Genomic DNA, 16,650 nt, shown 5'->3' on the forward strand with positions numbered 1-16,650 from the left:
CAGCCGCTGCCCCGTCGGGAGCGGGACCGCAGCCGGGATCGGGGCCCGCCGGGAGCGAACGCGCGCGGCGGGTCAGCGGCCGAGCAGCGCGGCGTAGAGCGTCAGGCCCGGGCCGAACGCCAGCATCACCACCTGACGCGGCGGCGGCCCCGCCCGCCGCAACCGGTCCAGGATCAGCAGTACGGTCGGCGACGAGCAGTTGCCGTACGCCGCCAACGTCTCCCGGGACGCCGACATCGCCGCGTCGGACAACCCCAGCTCCCGCTGCACCACGTTGAGGATCCGCGGCCCACCCGGGTGCACCGCCCAACCGTCCACCTGCGACACGGTCAGCCCGTGCCGGGCCAGCAGATCGCCGACCAGCGCCCGTACGTGCACCGACAGCACCTGCGGCACCCGGGGCGACAGACCCATCCGGAAACCGAGGTCGGTCACCTCCCAGGTCATGTGGTCGGCGGTGGAGGCGTCAGTGGCCGACACGACCTCCCGCACGGCGTAGCCGCCGGGCGGCGGCGGGCCGCCCGGCCCGTCGGTCGGCGTCAGCACCACCGCCGCCGCCGCGTCGGAGAACAACGCGTGCGCCACGATCTGCTGAGTGTCCACCCGACGGGCCGGCGGCTGGATGTGCAGGCTGGTCAGCTCGGCGCAGAGCAGCAGCGCCGGCCGGCCCCGGGCGGTGACGAAATCGGCGGCCGCGCCCAACCCGGGCAGCGCCGCGTAGCAGCCCATGTGCCCGACGAACAACCGCTGGGTGTCGGCGGCCATGCCGACGTCCCGGGCCAGGATGATGTCCAGGCCGGGCGTGGCGTACCCGGTGCACGAGCAGACCACGAACAGGCCGATCTCCCCGGCGGTCAGCCCGGCCTGGGTCAGCGCCCGGTCCACCGCCTCCTTGCCCAGCGGCAACGCCTCGACCTGGTAGCGGCGCATCCGGCGCTCGGTCGGCCAGTCCGCGACATCCTCCAGCAACGGGCTCACCGCCGCCTGCCGGGTGCGTACCCCGGAATTGGCGAAGATCCGCTCCGCGAGCGCCCGGGTGCCGCCGTCGTACCGCGCCGCGAAGAAGTCCCGCCACAGCTCGTCCTGGCTGGCCGACGGCGGCAGCGCCACCCCGAGCCCGACCACCGCGGCGGCCGACCGGCTCACCACCGGGGTGCCGATCCGTCGCGGTCCGGGTCCCCGCCGATCGTCGCCACGCCCAGCCAGTCGGCGCAGACGTCCGACGTCGGCGGATGCAGCGCACCGCAGCGGGCGTCCCGGTAGAGCCGTTCCAGCGGATGGCCCCGACGGGTCGCCGAGGTCCCGGCCGCCTCCAGCATCGACGACGCCACCTCGGCCGCCGTGCCGCCGGCGACCAGTTTGGCCCGCCACACCCACTGGTTGGTCGCCGGGTCGCCCGGTTCGGCGTCCACTCGACGGGCCGCCTCCCGTACCGTCAGCAGGGCCGCGGCGGCCGCCGCGTCCGCCCGGCCGATCCGGGCCCGGACCGCCGGCAGGTGGGTCAACCCCCGCTCGGTGAGATGCTCCACCGCCGCGTCCACCGCCGCCCGGGCCACCCCGGCGTAGACCGCCGCGTAGCTGGCCACCATCCAGTGCGGCATCAGCTGGGCCACCACCAGGGCCAGCCCTTCCACCCCGCCGAGCAGGGTCCGCTGGCCGACGGTCACGTCCAGGTGCAGGTCATGCGAGCAGGTGGCCCGCATCCCGAGCGAGTCCCAGCTCTGCTCCACCCGCAGGCCGGGCGTGTCCGCCGGGACGAGGAACTGCGACACCACCGACTGGTCGTCGGCGTGCCGGGCGGCGACCAGGTACCCGGAGGCGTGGCCGGCCCCGGAACAGAACGCCTTGGCACCCTTGATCTGGTATCCGCCGTCCACCCGGTGGTAGACGGTGGACAGCTGGGAGAGCCGGGAGCCGGCACCCCGCTCGCTCATCGCCACCGCGTACCAGGATCCGGCTGCCGCGTCGGCGAGCAGCTGGTCCCGGGCCGCCAACGCCTCGTCCGGCAGCCCCATCGCCTCGGCGAGGTCGTCGTCGACCGCGCCCAGCGCACCGGTCACCGAGGCATGCATGTTGAACACCAGCGCGGTGGCGCCGTTGCCCCGGGCCAGCTCGTACGCCACTTCGGCGTAGTCGGCGAAGCCGGCGCCCCGCCCGCCCAGCCGCTGCGGGACCAGCAACCCGAACAGCTGCTCCTGCCGCAGGTCGGCGAAGTCCGCCACCGGGAAGGTGCCGGCCCGGTCGTGTTCACCCGCCCGCGCCGCCAACCGTGGCACCACCCGCCGCGCCGCCGCCAGTGCATCCGCAACCATTGCCGCCCCTTCCGCCGTCGACCTGCCCACCTGCTCGTCCGCTCAGCCCGCCTTGACCCCCCTGCCTTGGTAGAGCACCGAGGTGGACCAGGTCGGCACCATCCGCCGCCGGGGTTTCCAGAGTGCCCGGTCCGGAGCCGATCGGCGCAACGGCGCGCGCACCAGCCAATCGATCAGGCTGAAAACGCTCGGCCGGATCCCGCGCACCGCCAGCCGTACGCCGTGCCGGGCGCACTCGGCGACCAGCTGCTGCGGACGGACGAACAGCGCGGGGTCGTGGATGCCGCGCGGCGCGACCGGCAGCCGTTCGCCCAACTCGACCGCGATCAGTCGGCTGGCCAACGTGGCGTTCAGGGTGTCCACCACCAGCAGCCCGCCGGGCCGCAGCACCCGGCATGCCTCGGCGACCGCCGCCGACAGGTCCGGTACGTGCTCCAGCAGCTCCCCGGCGGAGACCACGTCGGCCACCCGGTCGGCCAGCGGCAGCCGGGCCGCGTCACCGCGTACCGGCTCGACACCGTGCCGGGCCGCCAGCCGCAGCGCCGAACCGACCAGATCGACCCCGACGTGCCGGTAGCCCTTGCCGCGCAGATGGGGGGCGAGCAGGCCGGCCCCGCAGCCGATGTCGACCAGCACCGCCCCCGGCCGGGTCGCCGGTGGGATCAGCCGGGCCCGCGCCTCGGCGATCCAGTGCAGCATCTCGAACGCGCCGGCCGGCCGCCACCACTCGTCGGCCAGCACGTCGTACTGGCGGGGGTCGTTCGGCGACAGATCCGGCATTGACTGAGCGTGGCATGACCAGCCGGTAACGGCCACACTTGGCGGATATGTCGCGCCGCGTGTCCGCATTGATCAAGGCCAGCCACCCCGAACCGGCGGTTGCGGTCACCACGGTGACCGCCCTGCTGGCCTGGGGCGTCGGTCACCGTCCGGGTGGGATCGTGCTGGTCGCCGCCACCGTCGCGGCCACCCAGCTCGCCGTCGGCTGGACCAACGACTGGCTGGACGCCGGTCGCGACCGGCAGGCCGGACGGGCCGACAAGCCGGTCGCGACCGGCGTGGTCAGCCGGCGCACGGTGGGCGTCGCCGGTCTGGCCGCCGCGCTGGCCACCCCGCTGCTGGCCGCGCCGACCGGGCCGGCGGCGGCGCTGTGCATCACCGCCGCGCTGCTCAGCGCGCTGGCCTACAACTGGCCGTTGAAGTCCACCGCCGTGTCGGTGCTGCCGTACGCGTTCTCCTTCGGAGCGTTGCCCGCCTTCATCGTGCTCGCCCTGCCGGGCGCGCCCGCGCCGCCGGCCTGGCTGGTCACCGCAGCCGGGCTGCTCGGTGCCGGCGCGCACTTCGCCAACGTACTGCCGGATCTGGCCGACGACGCCCGCACCGGAGTGCGGGGTCTGCCGCACCGGCTCGGGGCCACCGGTTCGGGGGTCGCGGCGGCCGGGTTGCTCTTCGCCGCGACCGTGACGCTGGTCGTCGGCCCGCCCGGGCCGCCGTCGTGGGCCGGACTCGTCGCGGTCGCCGGCACCGCGATCATCCTGCCGACCGGCTGGTACGCCGCCCGGCAGGCGGTCCGGCGGGCCGGCCGGTCGGACGGCGTCTTCCGGGCGGTGCTGGTGGTCGCCGTGATCGACGTGGTGCTGCTGGTAGCCAGCGGCCCGGTCGGGTGAGCGCCGCCGGGCCGACGCGGTCGGGTGAGCGCCGCCGGGCCGACGCGGTCGGGTGAGCGTTGCCGATCACGGATTATCGGGTCCGTGGCGGGGCGCGGATCACCGCCAACTACCCTGGAGCCGGCCTGCGCGGGGCTCGTCGCCGCGCCGTGACAAGGAGGACCGACGTGACGCCCTCGACCAGGGGACACCGCCGAGTCGCGGTGCTGTTCGCCGGCGCTGCCGCAGCCAGCGGCCTGCTGCTCAGCGGCTGCGGTGCCGGCCAGCTCGCGGAGACCGCTACCAAGGCGACGGCGATCAACGGAGTCAACCTCGAGTCGCCGGACGGCGCGGTGTCGGTACGCGACCTCTCGGTGCCCTACCCCGGGGTGGAGGGCTACCCGGCCGGCGGCAGCGCGCCGGTCGAGGTCGGGCTGTTCAACAACACCAACGACCCGGTGACGGTACGGGTCAGCGCCGTCCCGGTCACCGACGAGGACTGGGCGACGGTGGTCGGGGCCGAGTCGGTGGTGATCGGTGGCTCCGAGCAGACCGGCCCGACCCCGTCGCCGGAGCCGGGCACCGTCGAGGTGCCGCAGCCGGACCCGGGCCGGGACGCGATCGTGCAGCTGCCGGCCAACGGGTGGGCGCTGTTCAGCACCGACGACACCGAACCGCTGCGGGTGACCGGGCTGGCCGACCCGCTCGCCGCCGGGTACTCGGTGAACCTGGCCTTCGAGTTCAGCACCGGCGGTGCGCCGCTGGTGGTCGCCGCCCCGGTGGACATGCCGCTCACCCCGGCCCCCCGGGCACCCGCCGAGCACGACGAGGAAGAGCACTGAGTTCGCGGTCGATCCCCCGGGGCGCTGGCGGCACCGGCGCGGGACGCGGCAGCGCCGCGCCGCGCAGCCGCGCCGCCAGCCGCGAACCCCGGCCCGCCTACGAATGCGACGCGTGCGGGCACCAGCCGCCCAAATGGGTGGGCCGGTGCCCGGAATGCGGCGAATGGGGATCGGTGATCGAATCGGTGGTCAGCGGCCCGGTGGTCTCCGGCCGGGTCGTCAGCACCCGGATGCCGACCGAACCGGCCCGGCCGATCGCCACCATCAGCGCCGCGCCCGCCAAGGCCCGGCCGACCGGCGTCGGCGAACTCGACCGGGTGCTCGGCGGCGGCCTGGTGCCCGGCGCGGTGGTGCTGCTGGCCGGTGAGCCCGGGGTCGGCAAGTCGACCCTGCTGCTCGACGTCGCCCAGCAGTGGGCGGCCACCGCCGGCAGTCCGTCGCTGGTGGTCAGCGGTGAGGAGTCGACCAGCCAGGTACGGCTACGCGCTGAGCGGATCGGCGCACTGCACGAACGGCTCTACCTGGCGGCGGAGAGCGACCTCGGGGTGGTCCTCGGCCACCTCGACGCGGTCCGGCCGGGTCTGCTGGTGCTCGACTCGGTGCAGACCATCTCGATGCCCGGCTCGGACGGTATCCCCGGCGGCGTCACCCAGGTCCGGGCGGTCACCGCCGCACTGGTCGCGGCCGCGAAGGAACGCAACATAGCCACCGTGCTGGTCGGCCACGTCACCAAGGACGGCCAGGTCGCCGGCCCTCGGGTGCTGGAGCACCTGGTCGACGTGGTGCTGCACTTCGAAGGCGACAAGCACTCGTCGCTGCGGATGGTGCGCGGCATGAAGAACCGGTTCGGCGCGGCCGACGAGGTCGGCTGCTTCGAGATGCACGAAGGCGGCATCAGCAGTCTGCCCGACCCGTCCGGGCTGTTCCTCACCCGCTACACCGAGCCGGTCCCCGGCACCTGCGCCACGGTGGCGATGGAGGGCCGGCGGGCCCTGGTCACCGAGGTCCAGGCGCTGATCGGGGCGACCGTCGCCGGCTCGCCCCGGCGTACCGTGTCCGGGCTCGACGGTGCCCGACTGGCGATGGTGCTGGCGGTGCTGCAACGGCGTACCGAACGGCTCACCCTGCACGACCGGGAGGTGTTCGCAGCGACGGTCGGCGGCATCCGGGTGGTGGAGCCGGCCGCCGACCTCGCGGTGGCGCTGGCGGTCGCCTCCGGCGGGCTCAACCTGGCCGTCTCCCCGCAGCTGGTGGCGATCGGCGAGGTCGGGCTCACCGGTGAGGTGCGCCGGGTCGGCGCGGTCGCCCGGCGGCTGGCCGAAGCCGCCCGGCTCGGCTTCCGGTACGCGCTGGTACCCCCCGGTACGGCCGGTTCCGGCAGCGACCCGATGCCGCCGAACATGCAGGTGACCGAGGTCAACGACGTACGGGCCGCGTTGCAGGCCGCAGCGCGCGCCTCAGCCGGCTGATCCGGTACGGCAGTAACCGCGGGAGCACCCACCGCACGGCGGTCCGTAGACTGTTGCCCGTGGCGATCGACCGCGATGCGAACAAGACTGCCAGCGCCGGGACCGGTGCCGGCGCCGGCGCGGCCGGCCGGGTCGGTGCCGTCGGTACGCCGGCGCGCACCGGTACCGTCGGTACGCCGGCGCGCACCATCAGCGCCGGCACCTCGGCGCTGACCAGCCCGGCGGCCACCGGAGATCCGCTGCGGGCCAACCTGGCGCTGATGGCGCCCGGTACCGCCCTGCGCGACGGGCTGGAACGGATCCTGCGCGGCCGGACCGGCGCGCTGATCGTGCTCGGCTACGACAAGCAGGTCGATTCGCTGTGCACCGGGGGCTTCCCACTCGACGTCGAGTTCTCCTCCACCCGCGTCCGCGAGCTGTGCAAGATGGACGGCGCGGTGGTGCTGTCCAGCGACGGCACCCGGATCGTCCGGGCCGCCGTGCATCTGATGCCGGACCCGTCCATTCCGACCGATGAGTCGGGCACCCGGCACCGCACCGCGGAACGGGTCGCCCGACAGACCGGCTACCCGGTGATCTCGGTCAGCCAGTCGATGCGGATCATCAGCCTCTACGTCAACGGTCAGCGGCACGTGCTGGACGACTCGGCCGCCATCCTGTCCCGGGCCAACCAGGCGTTGGCCACCCTGGAGCGGTACAAGCTGCGGCTGGACGAGGTGTCCGGCACGCTCTCCGCCCTGGAGATCGAGGACCTGGTCACCGTCCGCGACGCGGTCGCGGTGGTGCAGCGGCTGGAGATGGTCCGACGGATCGCCGACGAGATCGCCGGATACGTGGTCGAGCTGGGCACCGACGGCCGGCTGCTGGCGCTGCAGCTCGACGAGCTGATGGCCGGCGTGGACGCCGACCGGACCCTGGTGATCCGCGACTACCTGCCCACCGTCCGCAAGGCGCGAACCCTGGACGAGGCCCTGGTCGAGTTGGACCTGCTGACCGCCACCGAGCTGATCGACCTGGTCGCGGTGGCCAAGGCGATCGGGTACGCCGCCTCCACCGAGGCGCTCGACGCGGCGGTGAGCCCGCGCGGTTTCCGGCTGCTGGCAAAGGTGCCCCGGCTGCCGGTGTCGGTGGTGGACCGGCTGGTCAACCACTTCGGCAGTCTGCAACGGCTGCTCGGGGCGACGGTGGAGGACCTGCAGGCCGTCGACGGCGTCGGCGACGCCCGGGCGCGCAGCGTACGGGAAGGTCTGTCCCGGCTGGCCGAAGCGTCGATCCTGGAGCGCTACGTCTGAAGCGCTACGTCTGAAGCGCCACGTCCACGTCGTGCCGGAATCGGGGTAACTGCGCGAGGGACGTACCCCGGGCGTCAGCCGGTGATGGTGATCACGAACGGCTCGCTGACCTTCGAGCCGAGTCGGGCGAAGAGCTGGTACTCGCCGGCAGCCGGATGGTCACCGGCCGCGACGTTGTTGGCGCACTCGCTCGCCGCCCTACCGTTCCAGGCCACCTGGTAGTCGCGGGCGGTGCCGGGCCCGAAGGTGCGCACGTCGGTGCCCCGGGCGGCTCCGCAGGTGTCCGACGACCAGATCAGCTCCGCGCCCCGCTTCAGGTACAGCTCCTGCGGGTCGGCGCCCACATCCCGGTCGCAGGTACGGCTGGACACGTTCTGCACCCGCAACTGCAAGGCCAGGGTGACGCCCTTCTGGGCGGTGGCCTGCGAGGCTGCCGCAGTCAGCAGGATCTCGTCGTCGGTGCAGGTGCCGGCGGCCGGACCGGCCGGGCCGCCAGGGAGGTTCTGGTCGCCGGCGCCGGGCTGCCCGCCGCCGGTCGTGCCGTCGTCGCCCGTACCGCCGCCGGTGCTGCCACCACCTGCGTCACCAGCGTCGCCGTTGCCGAGGGTGTCGGGGTCGTCGCCGTCGTTGGTGCCGACACCGTCCTCCGGCTGCGGGGACGAGGTGGTCGGGGTGAGCAGCTCACCGGACGGGGTCGGGGTGGGATCGGCCTGCGACCGGCCAGTCTGGTCGGAGCCGATGCACGAGTAGGCCACGATGAACAGCAGGAGCAGCAGCGCCCCGAGCACGACGGCACGCCGCCGCCAGTAGATGGCGGGTGGCAGCGGGCCAACCGTCAGTCGCATGATGGCACACCGTATCGGCAAGACCGGACCGATCGGCCGCGACGCGCCGAGGCCCGGGGCACCCGGTCAGAGATATGTCTTACGCGGGAAGACGGCGTGCGCCCCGGCCACCCGGTCCAAGAACAGCAGACCGGCACAGTGGTCGATCTCGTGCTGGGCGGCCCGCGCCTCGAACCCGTCGGTGACCAGGCGTACCGGCTCGCCGGTGCCGGGCAGTTGCGCCTCCACCACGACCCGGGTGGCCCGTTTGACGTCACCGGTGAGATCCGGCACCGACATGCAGCCCTCCCGGCCCGGCCGCCATCGGGTGGCCTCGAGCAGCCGGGCATTGCACAGGACAAACGTGCCGTGCCCGGTGACCGTCTTCGGGTGCCCGGTCACGTCGACGGCGAAAACCTGCGCGCTGATCCCGATCTGCGGTGCGGCCAGGCCGACACAGCCGGGCGAGACCCGCATCGTGGCGACCAGGTCGGCGGCCACCTGGACCGTCCCGGCAGCGCACGGGTCCACCGGCTCACCGGCCCGGCTGAGCACCTGGTCGGGCGCGGCGACCACCGGAACCACCCGCCCCGGTACGCCGAGCACCGTCTCGGTCCAGTCGGCCAGGGTACGGCTGACCGTGCTCACAGCACGTCCGAATCGACCGGCCGGAGGGTCACCTCGACGTCGAGCGCCCGAGCCGTCTCGGACAGCCGCCGGCCGACCTCGGCCGCCGTACCGGTGGGCAGCTCGACCTCGGCGACCAGCACGTAGAGCGGGCCGGTGAGCCGGGTGGTCAGGTCGGTGACGTTGCCGCCTGCCTCGGCGACCACCCGGGTCACCGCCGCGACGATGCCCAGCCGGTCGGCGCCGTGCACGCTGAGCAGGTGCGGTTCGCCGCCCGCCGGCTGCTGACCGTCCGCCGGAACCGGCCGTACGGTGGCCAGCAGTTGGCCGTCGGCGGTGAGCGGCCGCAGTGCCTGTTGCACCGCGGCCTCGGCCGGACCGGCGCAGACCAGGGTCATCGCGAAGTGGCCGCGCAGCCGGGTCATCGTCGAGTCGGTCAGGTTGGCACCGAGACCGGCCAGCACCTCCGCGACGTCCGCGACGATGCCGGGCCGGTCGCGCCCGATCACGGTGATCGCGAGTTCGTTCATGCCAGCAGTCTGCCCGACCGGGTGCCGGCCCGACCGGGCGGCCCGGTACCCGGGTCCGGTCCGGGGACCGTCCGGGGACGGCCTGGGGCGGGGCCGGCAATGTGGCATGGCAGGATCGGCGGCGCCATGCGTGACGTGAGTTTCGCCGACACGGCGATCGAATGGTTCGACGACAACGCCCGTGACCTGCCCTGGCGGGAGCCGGATGTCGGTGCCTGGGCGATCCTGGTGAGCGAGGTGATGCTGCAGCAGACCCCGGTGGTCCGGGTGCTGCCGGCGTGGCGCGCCTGGCTGGACCGGTGGCCGGACCCGCCAGCGCTGGCCGCCGACTCACCGGCCGAGGCGATCCGGATGTGGAACCGGCTCGGCTACCCGCGTCGCGCGTTGCGGCTGCACGAGTGCGCCACGGTGCTGACCGAGCGGTACGACGGCAAGGTGCCGACCGGTCTGGACGAGTTGCTGGCGCTGCCGGGTGTCGGCAGCTACACCGCTCGGGCGGTCGCCGCGTTCGCCTACGGGCAGCGGCATCCGGTGGTGGACACCAACGTCCGGCGGTTCGTGGCGCGGGCGGTCGACGGGGCGGCCGACGCCGGGCCGGCGACCCGCCCGGCCGATCTCGTTGCCACCGCCGCGTTGCTGCCGGCCGAGCCGGCCCGGGCGGCCCGGGCCAGCGCCGCGTTCATGGAGCTGGGTGCGGTGGTCTGCGTGGCTCGGACACCGCGCTGCGGGGTGTGCCCGGTGGCCGGCCGCTGCGCGTGGCGGGCGGCCGGCCGGCCGGCACCGAGCGGGCCGAGCCGCCGACCGCAGCGGTACGCCGGCACCGACCGGCAGGTCCGTGGCCTGCTGCTGGCTGTGCTGCGGGAGGCGACCGGGCCGGTGCCGCAGCAACGGCTGGACGTGGTGTGGGGCGACGATCTGCAGCGCCGTCGGGCCCTGGCCAGCTTGATCGAGGACGGTCTGGTGGAGCCGGTGGCCCGCGACGGCGCGCCGCCGACCGGGTACACGCTGGCCGGTCAGGGCTGACGGCCTCCAGGCTGACGGCGGCCCGATCGGGTTGACGGCTTTCCGGGCTGACGACTGACCAGCAAACGCAGTGCGGCACCGGCGGCTCGCGCCGCCGGTGCCGCACTGTTCAGTCGACTGCCGGTCTTTACTCGTCCGCGCCGGCCGCCGTGGCACCGCCGAGGTCGGCGGGAACCGCGTCCGGTACGGCGACCGGCCGGTCGGCGCCCTGGAAGACGAGCTTGGACTTGTCGATGTCGTCCGGGTCACCCTCGCAGTCGATGACCACGATCTGACCCGGCTTGAGCTCGTTGAACAGGATCCGCTCCGACAGGTTGTCCTCGATGTCGCGCTGGATGGTCCGGCGCAGCGGCCGGGCCCCCAGCACCGGGTCGAAGCCCTTGTTCGCCAGGTACTTCTTGGCGTTGTCGGTGAGCTCCATGCTCATGTCCTTGTTCCGCAGCTGGGTCTCGATCCGGGAGATCATGATGTCCACGATCGACAGGATCTCGGTCGGGTTCAGCTGGTGGAACACGATGGTGTCGTCGATCCGGTTGAGGAACTCCGGCCGGAAGTGCTGCTTCAGCTCGTCGTTGACCTTCTGCTTCATCCGGTCGTAGTTCGAGTCGTTGTCCTCCGACGCCTGGAAGCCCAGCGACACCGCCTTGGCCACGTCCCGGGTGCCCAGGTTCGTGGTCAGGATGATCACGGTGTTCTTGAAGTCGACGATCCGACCCTGACCGTCGGTCAGCCGCCCGTCCTCCAGGATCTGCAGCAACGTGTTGAACACGTCCGGGTGGGCCTTCTCGATCTCGTCGAACAGCACCACCGAGAACGGCCGGCGCCGGACCTTCTCGGTCAGCTGGCCGCCCTCGTCGTAGCCGACGTACCCGGGCGGGGCACCGACCAGCCGGGACACCGTGTACCGGTCGTGGAACTCGGACATGTCCAGCTGGATCAGCGCGTCCTCGCTGCCGAACAGGAACTCGGCGAGCGCCTTGGACAGCTCGGTCTTACCGACACCCGACGGGCCGGCGAAGATGAACGAGCCGGATGGCCGCTTCGGGTCCTTCAGGCCGGCCCGGGTCCGCCGGATCGCCTTCGACACCGCCCGGACCGCGTCCTCCTGGCCGACGACCCGCTTGTGCAGCTCGTCCTCCATGCGCAGCAGCCGGGAGGTCTCCTCCTCGGTCAACTTGTAGACCGGGATGCCGGTCCAGTTGCCGAGCACCTCGGCGATCTGCTCGTCGTCGACCTCGCTGACCACGTCGAGGTCGCCCGCCTTCCACTCCTTCTCCCGCTGCGCCTTCTGACCGAGCAGCTGCTTCTCCTTGTCGCGCAGCTGCGCGGCCCGCTCGAAGTCCTGCGCGTCGATCGCGGACTCCTTGTCGCGGCGCACCTGGGCGATCCGCTCGTCGAAGTCACGCAGGTCCGGCGGCGCGGTCATCCGGCGAATCCGCATCCGGGCACCGGCCTCGTCGATCAGGTCGATCGCCTTGTCCGGCAGGAACCGGTCGGAGATGTACCGGTCGGCCAGCGTCGCGGCGGCGACCAGTGCGGCGTCGGTGATGCTCACCCGGTGGTGCGCCTCGTAGCGGTCCCGCAGGCCCTTGAGGATCTCGATGGTGTGGGCCAGCGACGGCTCACCCACCTGGATCGGCTGGAACCGGCGCTCCAGCGCGGCGTCCTTCTCCAGGTGCTTGCGGTACTCGTCGAGGGTGGTCGCCCCGATGGTCTGCAGCTCACCGCGGGCCAGCATCGGCTTGAGGATGCTTGCCGCGTCGATCGCGCCCTCGGCCGCGCCAGCGCCGACCAGGGTGTGAATCTCGTCGATGAACAGGATGATGTCGCCCCGGGTGCGGATCTCCTTGAGCACCTTCTTCAGGCGCTCCTCGAAGTCACCGCGGTAGCGGGAGCCAGCGACCAGCGCACCGAGGTCGAGGGTGTAGAGCTGCTTGTCCTTCAGCGTCTCGGGCACCTCGCCCTTGATGATCTTCTGGGACAGGCCCTCCACCACGGCCGTCTTGCCGACACCGGGCTCACCGATCAGCACCGGGTTGTTCTTGGTACGGCGGGAGAGCACCTGCATCACCCGCTCGATCTCCTTCTCCCGGCCGATCACCGGGTCGAGCTTGCCCTCCCGGGCCGCCTGGGTCAGGTTACGGCCGAACTGGTCCAGCACCAGGCTGGTCGACGGGGCGGCCTCGCCCGCCGCCGCGCCCGCCGCCGCCGGCTCCTTGCCCTGGTAGCCCGACAGCAGCTGGATCACCTGCTGGCGGACCCGGTTGAGGTCGGCGCCGAGCTTGACCAGCACCTGGGCGGCGACGCCCTCGCCCTCACGGATCAGCCCGAGCAGGATGTGCTCCGTGCCGATGTAGTTGTGGCCGAGCTGCAGCGCCTCCCGCAGCGACAGCTCCAACACCTTCTTGGCCCGCGGCGTGAACGGGATGTGCCCGCTCGGCGCCTGCTGGCCCTGGCCGATGATCTCCTCGACCTGTTGACGCACACCTTCCAGCGAGATGCCCAGGCTCTCCAGGGCCTTCGCCGCCACGCCCTCACCCTCGTGGATGAGGCCGAGCAGGATGTGCTCCGTGCCGATGTAGTTGTGGTTGAGCATCCGGGCTTCTTCCTGAGCCAGGACGACAACCCGTCGCGCTCGGTCGGTGAACCGCTCGAACATGCCCTCGTGCTCCTCACGTGCCGTGCGCCAGTGGTCTTGGCGGGCCAGCGCACGAGCCTCCAGGCGGAAGCTCGTGCCATCACTCTATCGCCGTGGGCCGACTCCGCTCCTGCCGTGTCGGGCCGGAGCAGGGGCGATCCGCAACGTTTACCCCAACTGTGCCGGGTCGTTGGCTGTTCCCCGAGGCTTCGGCGCTACGCGGTGAGCGAAATCCGCTCGGTCCGGTGACCGGGCGCGGCGTCGGCTCACCGGAACGCGCCGTCCGTACCGCCACCGCCCGACCGGTTGTCCACAGGCCTGTGGACAACCGGTGCACAGGCTGTGGACAACCTGCCACGCTCTGGCCAGGGCAGTAGACCCGGCCCGGCACCGTGCAGCCCAGCCGATCGCCGCAGGATCGTGCCGCAACCGCCAAATTCCCCAAAAAGGGACACGAGGCACGGATGAGACATCCGTGCCTCGTGTCACTGACTCCGACCGGCCGACGAGGGCTGGTCGGTAGCGGTACACCTGGGACGATCAGCGCCCGGCTTTGGCGTGGTACTCGTCCACGATCTCCTGCGGGATGCGCCCGCGGTCGGAGATCTCCTTGCCTTCCTTCTTCGCCCAGGCCCGGATCGCCCGGTTCTGCTCACGGTCGGCGGCGGCACCGCCCCGACCCCGCGCGGCCCGACCACCTACGACCACGCCACCGCGGCCGATCTTGGTACCAGCACCCACGTACGGAGCGAAAACCTGCCGCAATTTGTCCGCGTTCTTCTCCGAGAGGTCGATCTCGTACTGGACGCCGTCGAGGGCGAACTTGACGGTCTCGTCGGCGTCGCCGCCGTCCAGATCGTCGACCAGCTTGTGAATGATCTGCTTGGCCACAGGCCGTTGTCCTTCCGAGCACGTTCTCCCGCAATCAAGAGCACAATAGCCCGAAAGATGCGCCAGCCGTCAATAGGACGCGCAAACTCCCCGAAAAAATTTGGCCGACTACTCCGGACGGACCAGAGGGAAGAGGATGGTTTCGCGAATACCCAGGCCGGTCAGGGCCATGAGCAACCGGTCGATTCCCATTCCCATGCCCCCGGCCGGCGGCATTCCGTACTCCATGGCCCGGAGGAAGTCCTCGTCGAGGCGCATCGCCTCCGGGTCACCGCCGGCGGCCAGCCGCGCCTGGGCCACCAGCCGCTCCCGCTGCACCACCGGGTCGACCAGCTCGCTGTACGCGGTCGCCAGCTCGACCCCGCGCACGTAGAGGTCCCACTTCTCGGCCAGCCCCGGCTCGGCGCGGTGCGCCCGGGTCAGCGGGCTGGTCTCCACCGGGTAGTCCCGCACGAAGGTCGGCTGGAGCAGAGTCGGCACGACCAATTCCTCGAAGAGTTCCTCCGCCAGCTTGCCCGGACCCCACTTCGGGTCCACAGCGACATCGAACTTCTCGGCGTAACGCAGCAACTGCGCTCGGTCGGTCCGTACAGTGACTTCCTCACCGAGAGCTTCTGACAACACTCCGTACAGAGTCACCGTACGCCACTGGCCGCCAAGGTCGAACTCCGACCCGTCGGCGTGGGTGACCACATGTGACCCACTGATCGCGCTCGCGCACTCCTGTACCAGATCCCGGGTCAGCCGCGCCATGGTGTCGTAGTCCCCGTACGCCTCGTAGGTCTCCAACATGGCGAACTCGGGCGAGTGCGAGGAGTCAACCCCCTCATTGCGGAAGTTCCGGTTGATTTCGAACACCCGGTCGATGCCGCCGACCACACAGCGCTTGAGGAATAGCTCGGGAGCGATTCGCAGATACAGATCAACATCAAGAGCGTTGCTGTGCGTGACGAACGGCCGGGCCGCCGCGCCGCCGTGGAGCACCTGCAGCATCGGCGTCTCCACCTCGGTGAAGCCCCGCTGGTGGAACGAGTCGCGCAGGGTACGCAGCACTGTCGCCCGGGTCCGCACGGTCCGGCGCGCCTCCGGGCGGACGATCAGGTCGACGTACCGCTGCCGGACCCGGGCCTCCTCACTCAACGGCTTGTGTGCCACCGGCAGCGGACGCAGCGCCTTGGCGGTCATTTGCCACGAGTCGGCGAGCACCGAGAGCTCACCCCGGCGGCTGGTGATCACCTCGCCGGCCACCCCCACGTGGTCGCCGATGTCAACCAGCCGCTTCCAGTCCTCCAGCCGCTCGGCACCGACCCGGTCCCGGGACAGCATCACCTGCAACTCGGTGCCATCACCCTCACGCAGAGTGGCGAAACAGAGCTTGCCGGTGTTCCGGACGAAGATCACCCGGCCGGTGACCGCCGCCTGCTCGCCGGTGGCGGTGTCGGTCGGCAGCTCGCCGAAGCGCTCCCGCAGCTGCGCCAGCGAGGTGGTCCGGGGGAACCCGACCGGATAGGGCTCCGCGCCCTGGGCCAGCAGCCGGTCCCGCTTCTCCCGGCGCACCCGCATCTGCTCGGGCAGATCCGCTGCGGAATCGTCGGGTACGGTCACGTGCTCGGTCACGGCGGGCATCCTCAACACAGGGGGTACGGACAACGGTGCGACCTCGTGGTCACGGTCCGGCCACGAGCGTACTCAACCAGAGTTCTGTGACGCAGCTGACAAGGCCGCGGTGGGGATCAGGTGTTCCGCTCGTACACCATCCGCAGGCCGATAAGGGTGATCATCGGTTCGTGGTGGGTGATGGTGCGACACTCACCGATCACCACCGGGGCCAGTCCGCCCGTCGCGATAACCGCGCTGAGCTGCCCCAACTCCGCCGCCATCCGCTCCACGATGCGGTCCACCTGGCCGGCGAAACCGAAGTACATGCCGGACTGCAGGCACTCGACGGTGTTCTTACCAATCACCGACCGGGGCCGGGTCGGCTCGACCTTGCGCAGCTGGGCGGCGCGGGCCGACAACGCGTCGAAGGATATCTCGATGCCGGGAGCGAACGCCCCGCCGAGGAACTCGCCCCGGGCGCTGATCACGTCGAAGTTGGTGGTGGTGCCGAAGTCGACGACGATCGACGGGCCACCGTACAAGGTGTGCGCGGCGAGCGTGTTGACCACCCGGTCCGAGCCGACCTCCTTGGGGTTGTCGATCGCCAACTGCACCCCGGTCCGCACCCCCGGCTCCACGATCACACTGGGAATGTCGCCGTAGTAGCGGCCGAGCATCGTCCGCAACGAACGCAACGCCGCCGGTACGGTCGAGCAGGCGGCCACCCCGGTGAGCTCCACCGAGTCCCCGGCGAGCAGCCCGCGGAACATCAGGCCGAGCTCGTCGGCGGTCGACCGGGCGTCGGTCTTGATCCGCCACGAGTGCACCAGCTTGTCCCCGTTGAACGTGGCCAGCACCGTGTTGGTGTTACCGATGTCGATGCACAGCAGCATGTCGTCCCCTCGACGGTCAACCGGCAGTCCGGCCGGCATCGGCCGACACGCCCGTACCGGCCGA

At 72.0% G+C, this 16,650-nt stretch carries 15 protein-coding genes; 5 read left to right on the plus strand and 10 right to left on the minus strand.

Annotation, left to right across the window (positions count from 1 at the left end; translation table 11 throughout):
* Positions 1-72: 72 nt before the first annotated feature.
* Genes ACN27J_RS17155 through ACN27J_RS17165 form a run of 3 tightly spaced genes read right to left on the minus strand, consistent with a single transcriptional unit; the run spans position 73 to position 3,092 of the window.
* Complete coding sequence (locus ACN27J_RS17155; RefSeq protein WP_421367334.1) at positions 73-1,149, minus strand: type III polyketide synthase; 1,077 nt, start codon at positions 1,147-1,149, stop codon at positions 73-75.
* Positions 1,143-2,312 carry an acyl-CoA dehydrogenase family protein gene (locus ACN27J_RS17160; RefSeq protein WP_421367336.1) on the minus strand — a complete coding sequence of 390 codons (1,170 nt, stop codon included), beginning with the start codon at positions 2,310-2,312 and terminating at the stop codon, positions 1,143-1,145. Before ACN27J_RS17160 ends, ACN27J_RS17155 begins: the two co-directional genes overlap by 7 nt.
* A gap of 42 nt (positions 2,313-2,354) precedes the next feature.
* Positions 2,355-3,092 (minus strand): methyltransferase domain-containing protein, encoded by a 738-nt coding sequence (locus ACN27J_RS17165; protein ID WP_421367338.1) that lies wholly within the window; start codon positions 3,090-3,092, stop codon positions 2,355-2,357.
* 47 nt (positions 3,093-3,139) lie between these two features.
* Between ACN27J_RS17165 and ACN27J_RS17170 the strand changes: the two genes are divergently transcribed.
* The 4 genes from ACN27J_RS17170 to disA all read left to right on the plus strand — a co-directional run bounded on the left by ACN27J_RS17170 (position 3,140) and on the right by disA (position 7,561).
* On the plus strand, positions 3,140-3,979 hold the full coding sequence (locus tag ACN27J_RS17170) for a UbiA family prenyltransferase (protein WP_421367340.1): 840 nt from the start codon (positions 3,140-3,142) through the stop codon (positions 3,977-3,979).
* A gap of 167 nt (positions 3,980-4,146) precedes the next feature.
* A complete protein-coding gene (locus tag ACN27J_RS17175) occupies positions 4,147-4,800 on the plus strand; it encodes a hypothetical protein (protein ID WP_421367342.1) in 654 nt (217 codons plus the stop codon).
* An 11-nt stretch (positions 4,801-4,811) separates the two neighbouring features.
* The gene (gene radA / locus ACN27J_RS17180; RefSeq protein WP_421372305.1) at positions 4,812-6,269 is read left to right on the plus strand and encodes a DNA repair protein RadA; all 1,458 of its coding nucleotides are present in this window, start codon (positions 4,812-4,814) and stop codon (positions 6,267-6,269) included.
* A 59-nt stretch (positions 6,270-6,328) separates the two neighbouring features.
* On the plus strand, positions 6,329-7,561 hold the full coding sequence (disA, locus tag ACN27J_RS17185; RefSeq protein WP_421367345.1) for a DNA integrity scanning diadenylate cyclase DisA: 1,233 nt from the start codon (positions 6,329-6,331) through the stop codon (positions 7,559-7,561).
* Between the two features lie 74 nt (positions 7,562-7,635).
* On the opposite strand, the gene ACN27J_RS17190 is transcribed toward disA, so the two are convergent.
* The 3 genes from ACN27J_RS17190 to ACN27J_RS17200 all read right to left on the minus strand — a co-directional run bounded on the left by ACN27J_RS17190 (position 7,636) and on the right by ACN27J_RS17200 (position 9,542).
* Entirely contained in the window at positions 7,636-8,406 is a 771-nt protein-coding gene (locus tag ACN27J_RS17190; RefSeq protein WP_421367347.1) for a hypothetical protein, read from the minus strand.
* Between the two features lie 66 nt (positions 8,407-8,472).
* The gene (locus tag ACN27J_RS17195; RefSeq protein ID WP_421367350.1) at positions 8,473-9,033 is read right to left on the minus strand and encodes a peptide deformylase; all 561 of its coding nucleotides are present in this window, start codon (positions 9,031-9,033) and stop codon (positions 8,473-8,475) included.
* Complete coding sequence (locus tag ACN27J_RS17200) at positions 9,030-9,542, minus strand: glycine cleavage system protein R (protein ID WP_278172008.1); 513 nt, start codon at positions 9,540-9,542, stop codon at positions 9,030-9,032. The genes ACN27J_RS17195 and ACN27J_RS17200 overlap by 4 nt, the downstream gene beginning before the upstream one ends.
* 126 nt (positions 9,543-9,668) lie before the next feature.
* Here ACN27J_RS17200 and ACN27J_RS17205 point away from each other — a divergent pair, with 126 nt between their 5' ends.
* Positions 9,669-10,565: an A/G-specific adenine glycosylase gene (locus ACN27J_RS17205; RefSeq protein ID WP_421367354.1), complete on the plus strand. Its 897-nt coding sequence runs from the start codon at positions 9,669-9,671 to the stop codon at positions 10,563-10,565.
* A 127-nt stretch (positions 10,566-10,692) separates the two neighbouring features.
* Here the strand turns inward: ACN27J_RS17205 and ACN27J_RS17210 are convergent, their stop codons facing one another.
* The 4 genes from ACN27J_RS17210 to ACN27J_RS17225 all read right to left on the minus strand — a co-directional run bounded on the left by ACN27J_RS17210 (position 10,693) and on the right by ACN27J_RS17225 (position 16,586).
* Positions 10,693-13,224, minus strand: a complete 2,532-nt coding sequence (locus ACN27J_RS17210) for an ATP-dependent Clp protease ATP-binding subunit (RefSeq protein WP_278172012.1) — start codon at positions 13,222-13,224, stop codon at positions 10,693-10,695.
* A gap of 519 nt (positions 13,225-13,743) precedes the next feature.
* Positions 13,744-14,094 (minus strand): Lsr2 family protein, encoded by a 351-nt coding sequence (locus ACN27J_RS17215; RefSeq protein WP_326549857.1) that lies wholly within the window; start codon positions 14,092-14,094, stop codon positions 13,744-13,746.
* Between the two features lie 108 nt (positions 14,095-14,202).
* Entirely contained in the window at positions 14,203-15,720 is a 1,518-nt protein-coding gene (lysS, locus tag ACN27J_RS17220; RefSeq protein ID WP_421367357.1) for a lysine--tRNA ligase, read from the minus strand.
* 107 nt (positions 15,721-15,827) lie between these two features.
* On the minus strand, positions 15,828-16,586 hold the full coding sequence (locus ACN27J_RS17225; RefSeq protein ID WP_278172014.1) for a type III pantothenate kinase: 759 nt from the start codon (positions 16,584-16,586) through the stop codon (positions 15,828-15,830).
* Between the last annotated feature and the right edge of the window lie 64 nt (positions 16,587-16,650).

Origin of the sequence: Solwaraspora sp. WMMB762 (genome assembly GCF_049179115.1) — a bacterium.
Classification (GTDB): Bacteria; Actinomycetota; Actinomycetes; order Mycobacteriales; family Micromonosporaceae; genus Micromonospora_E.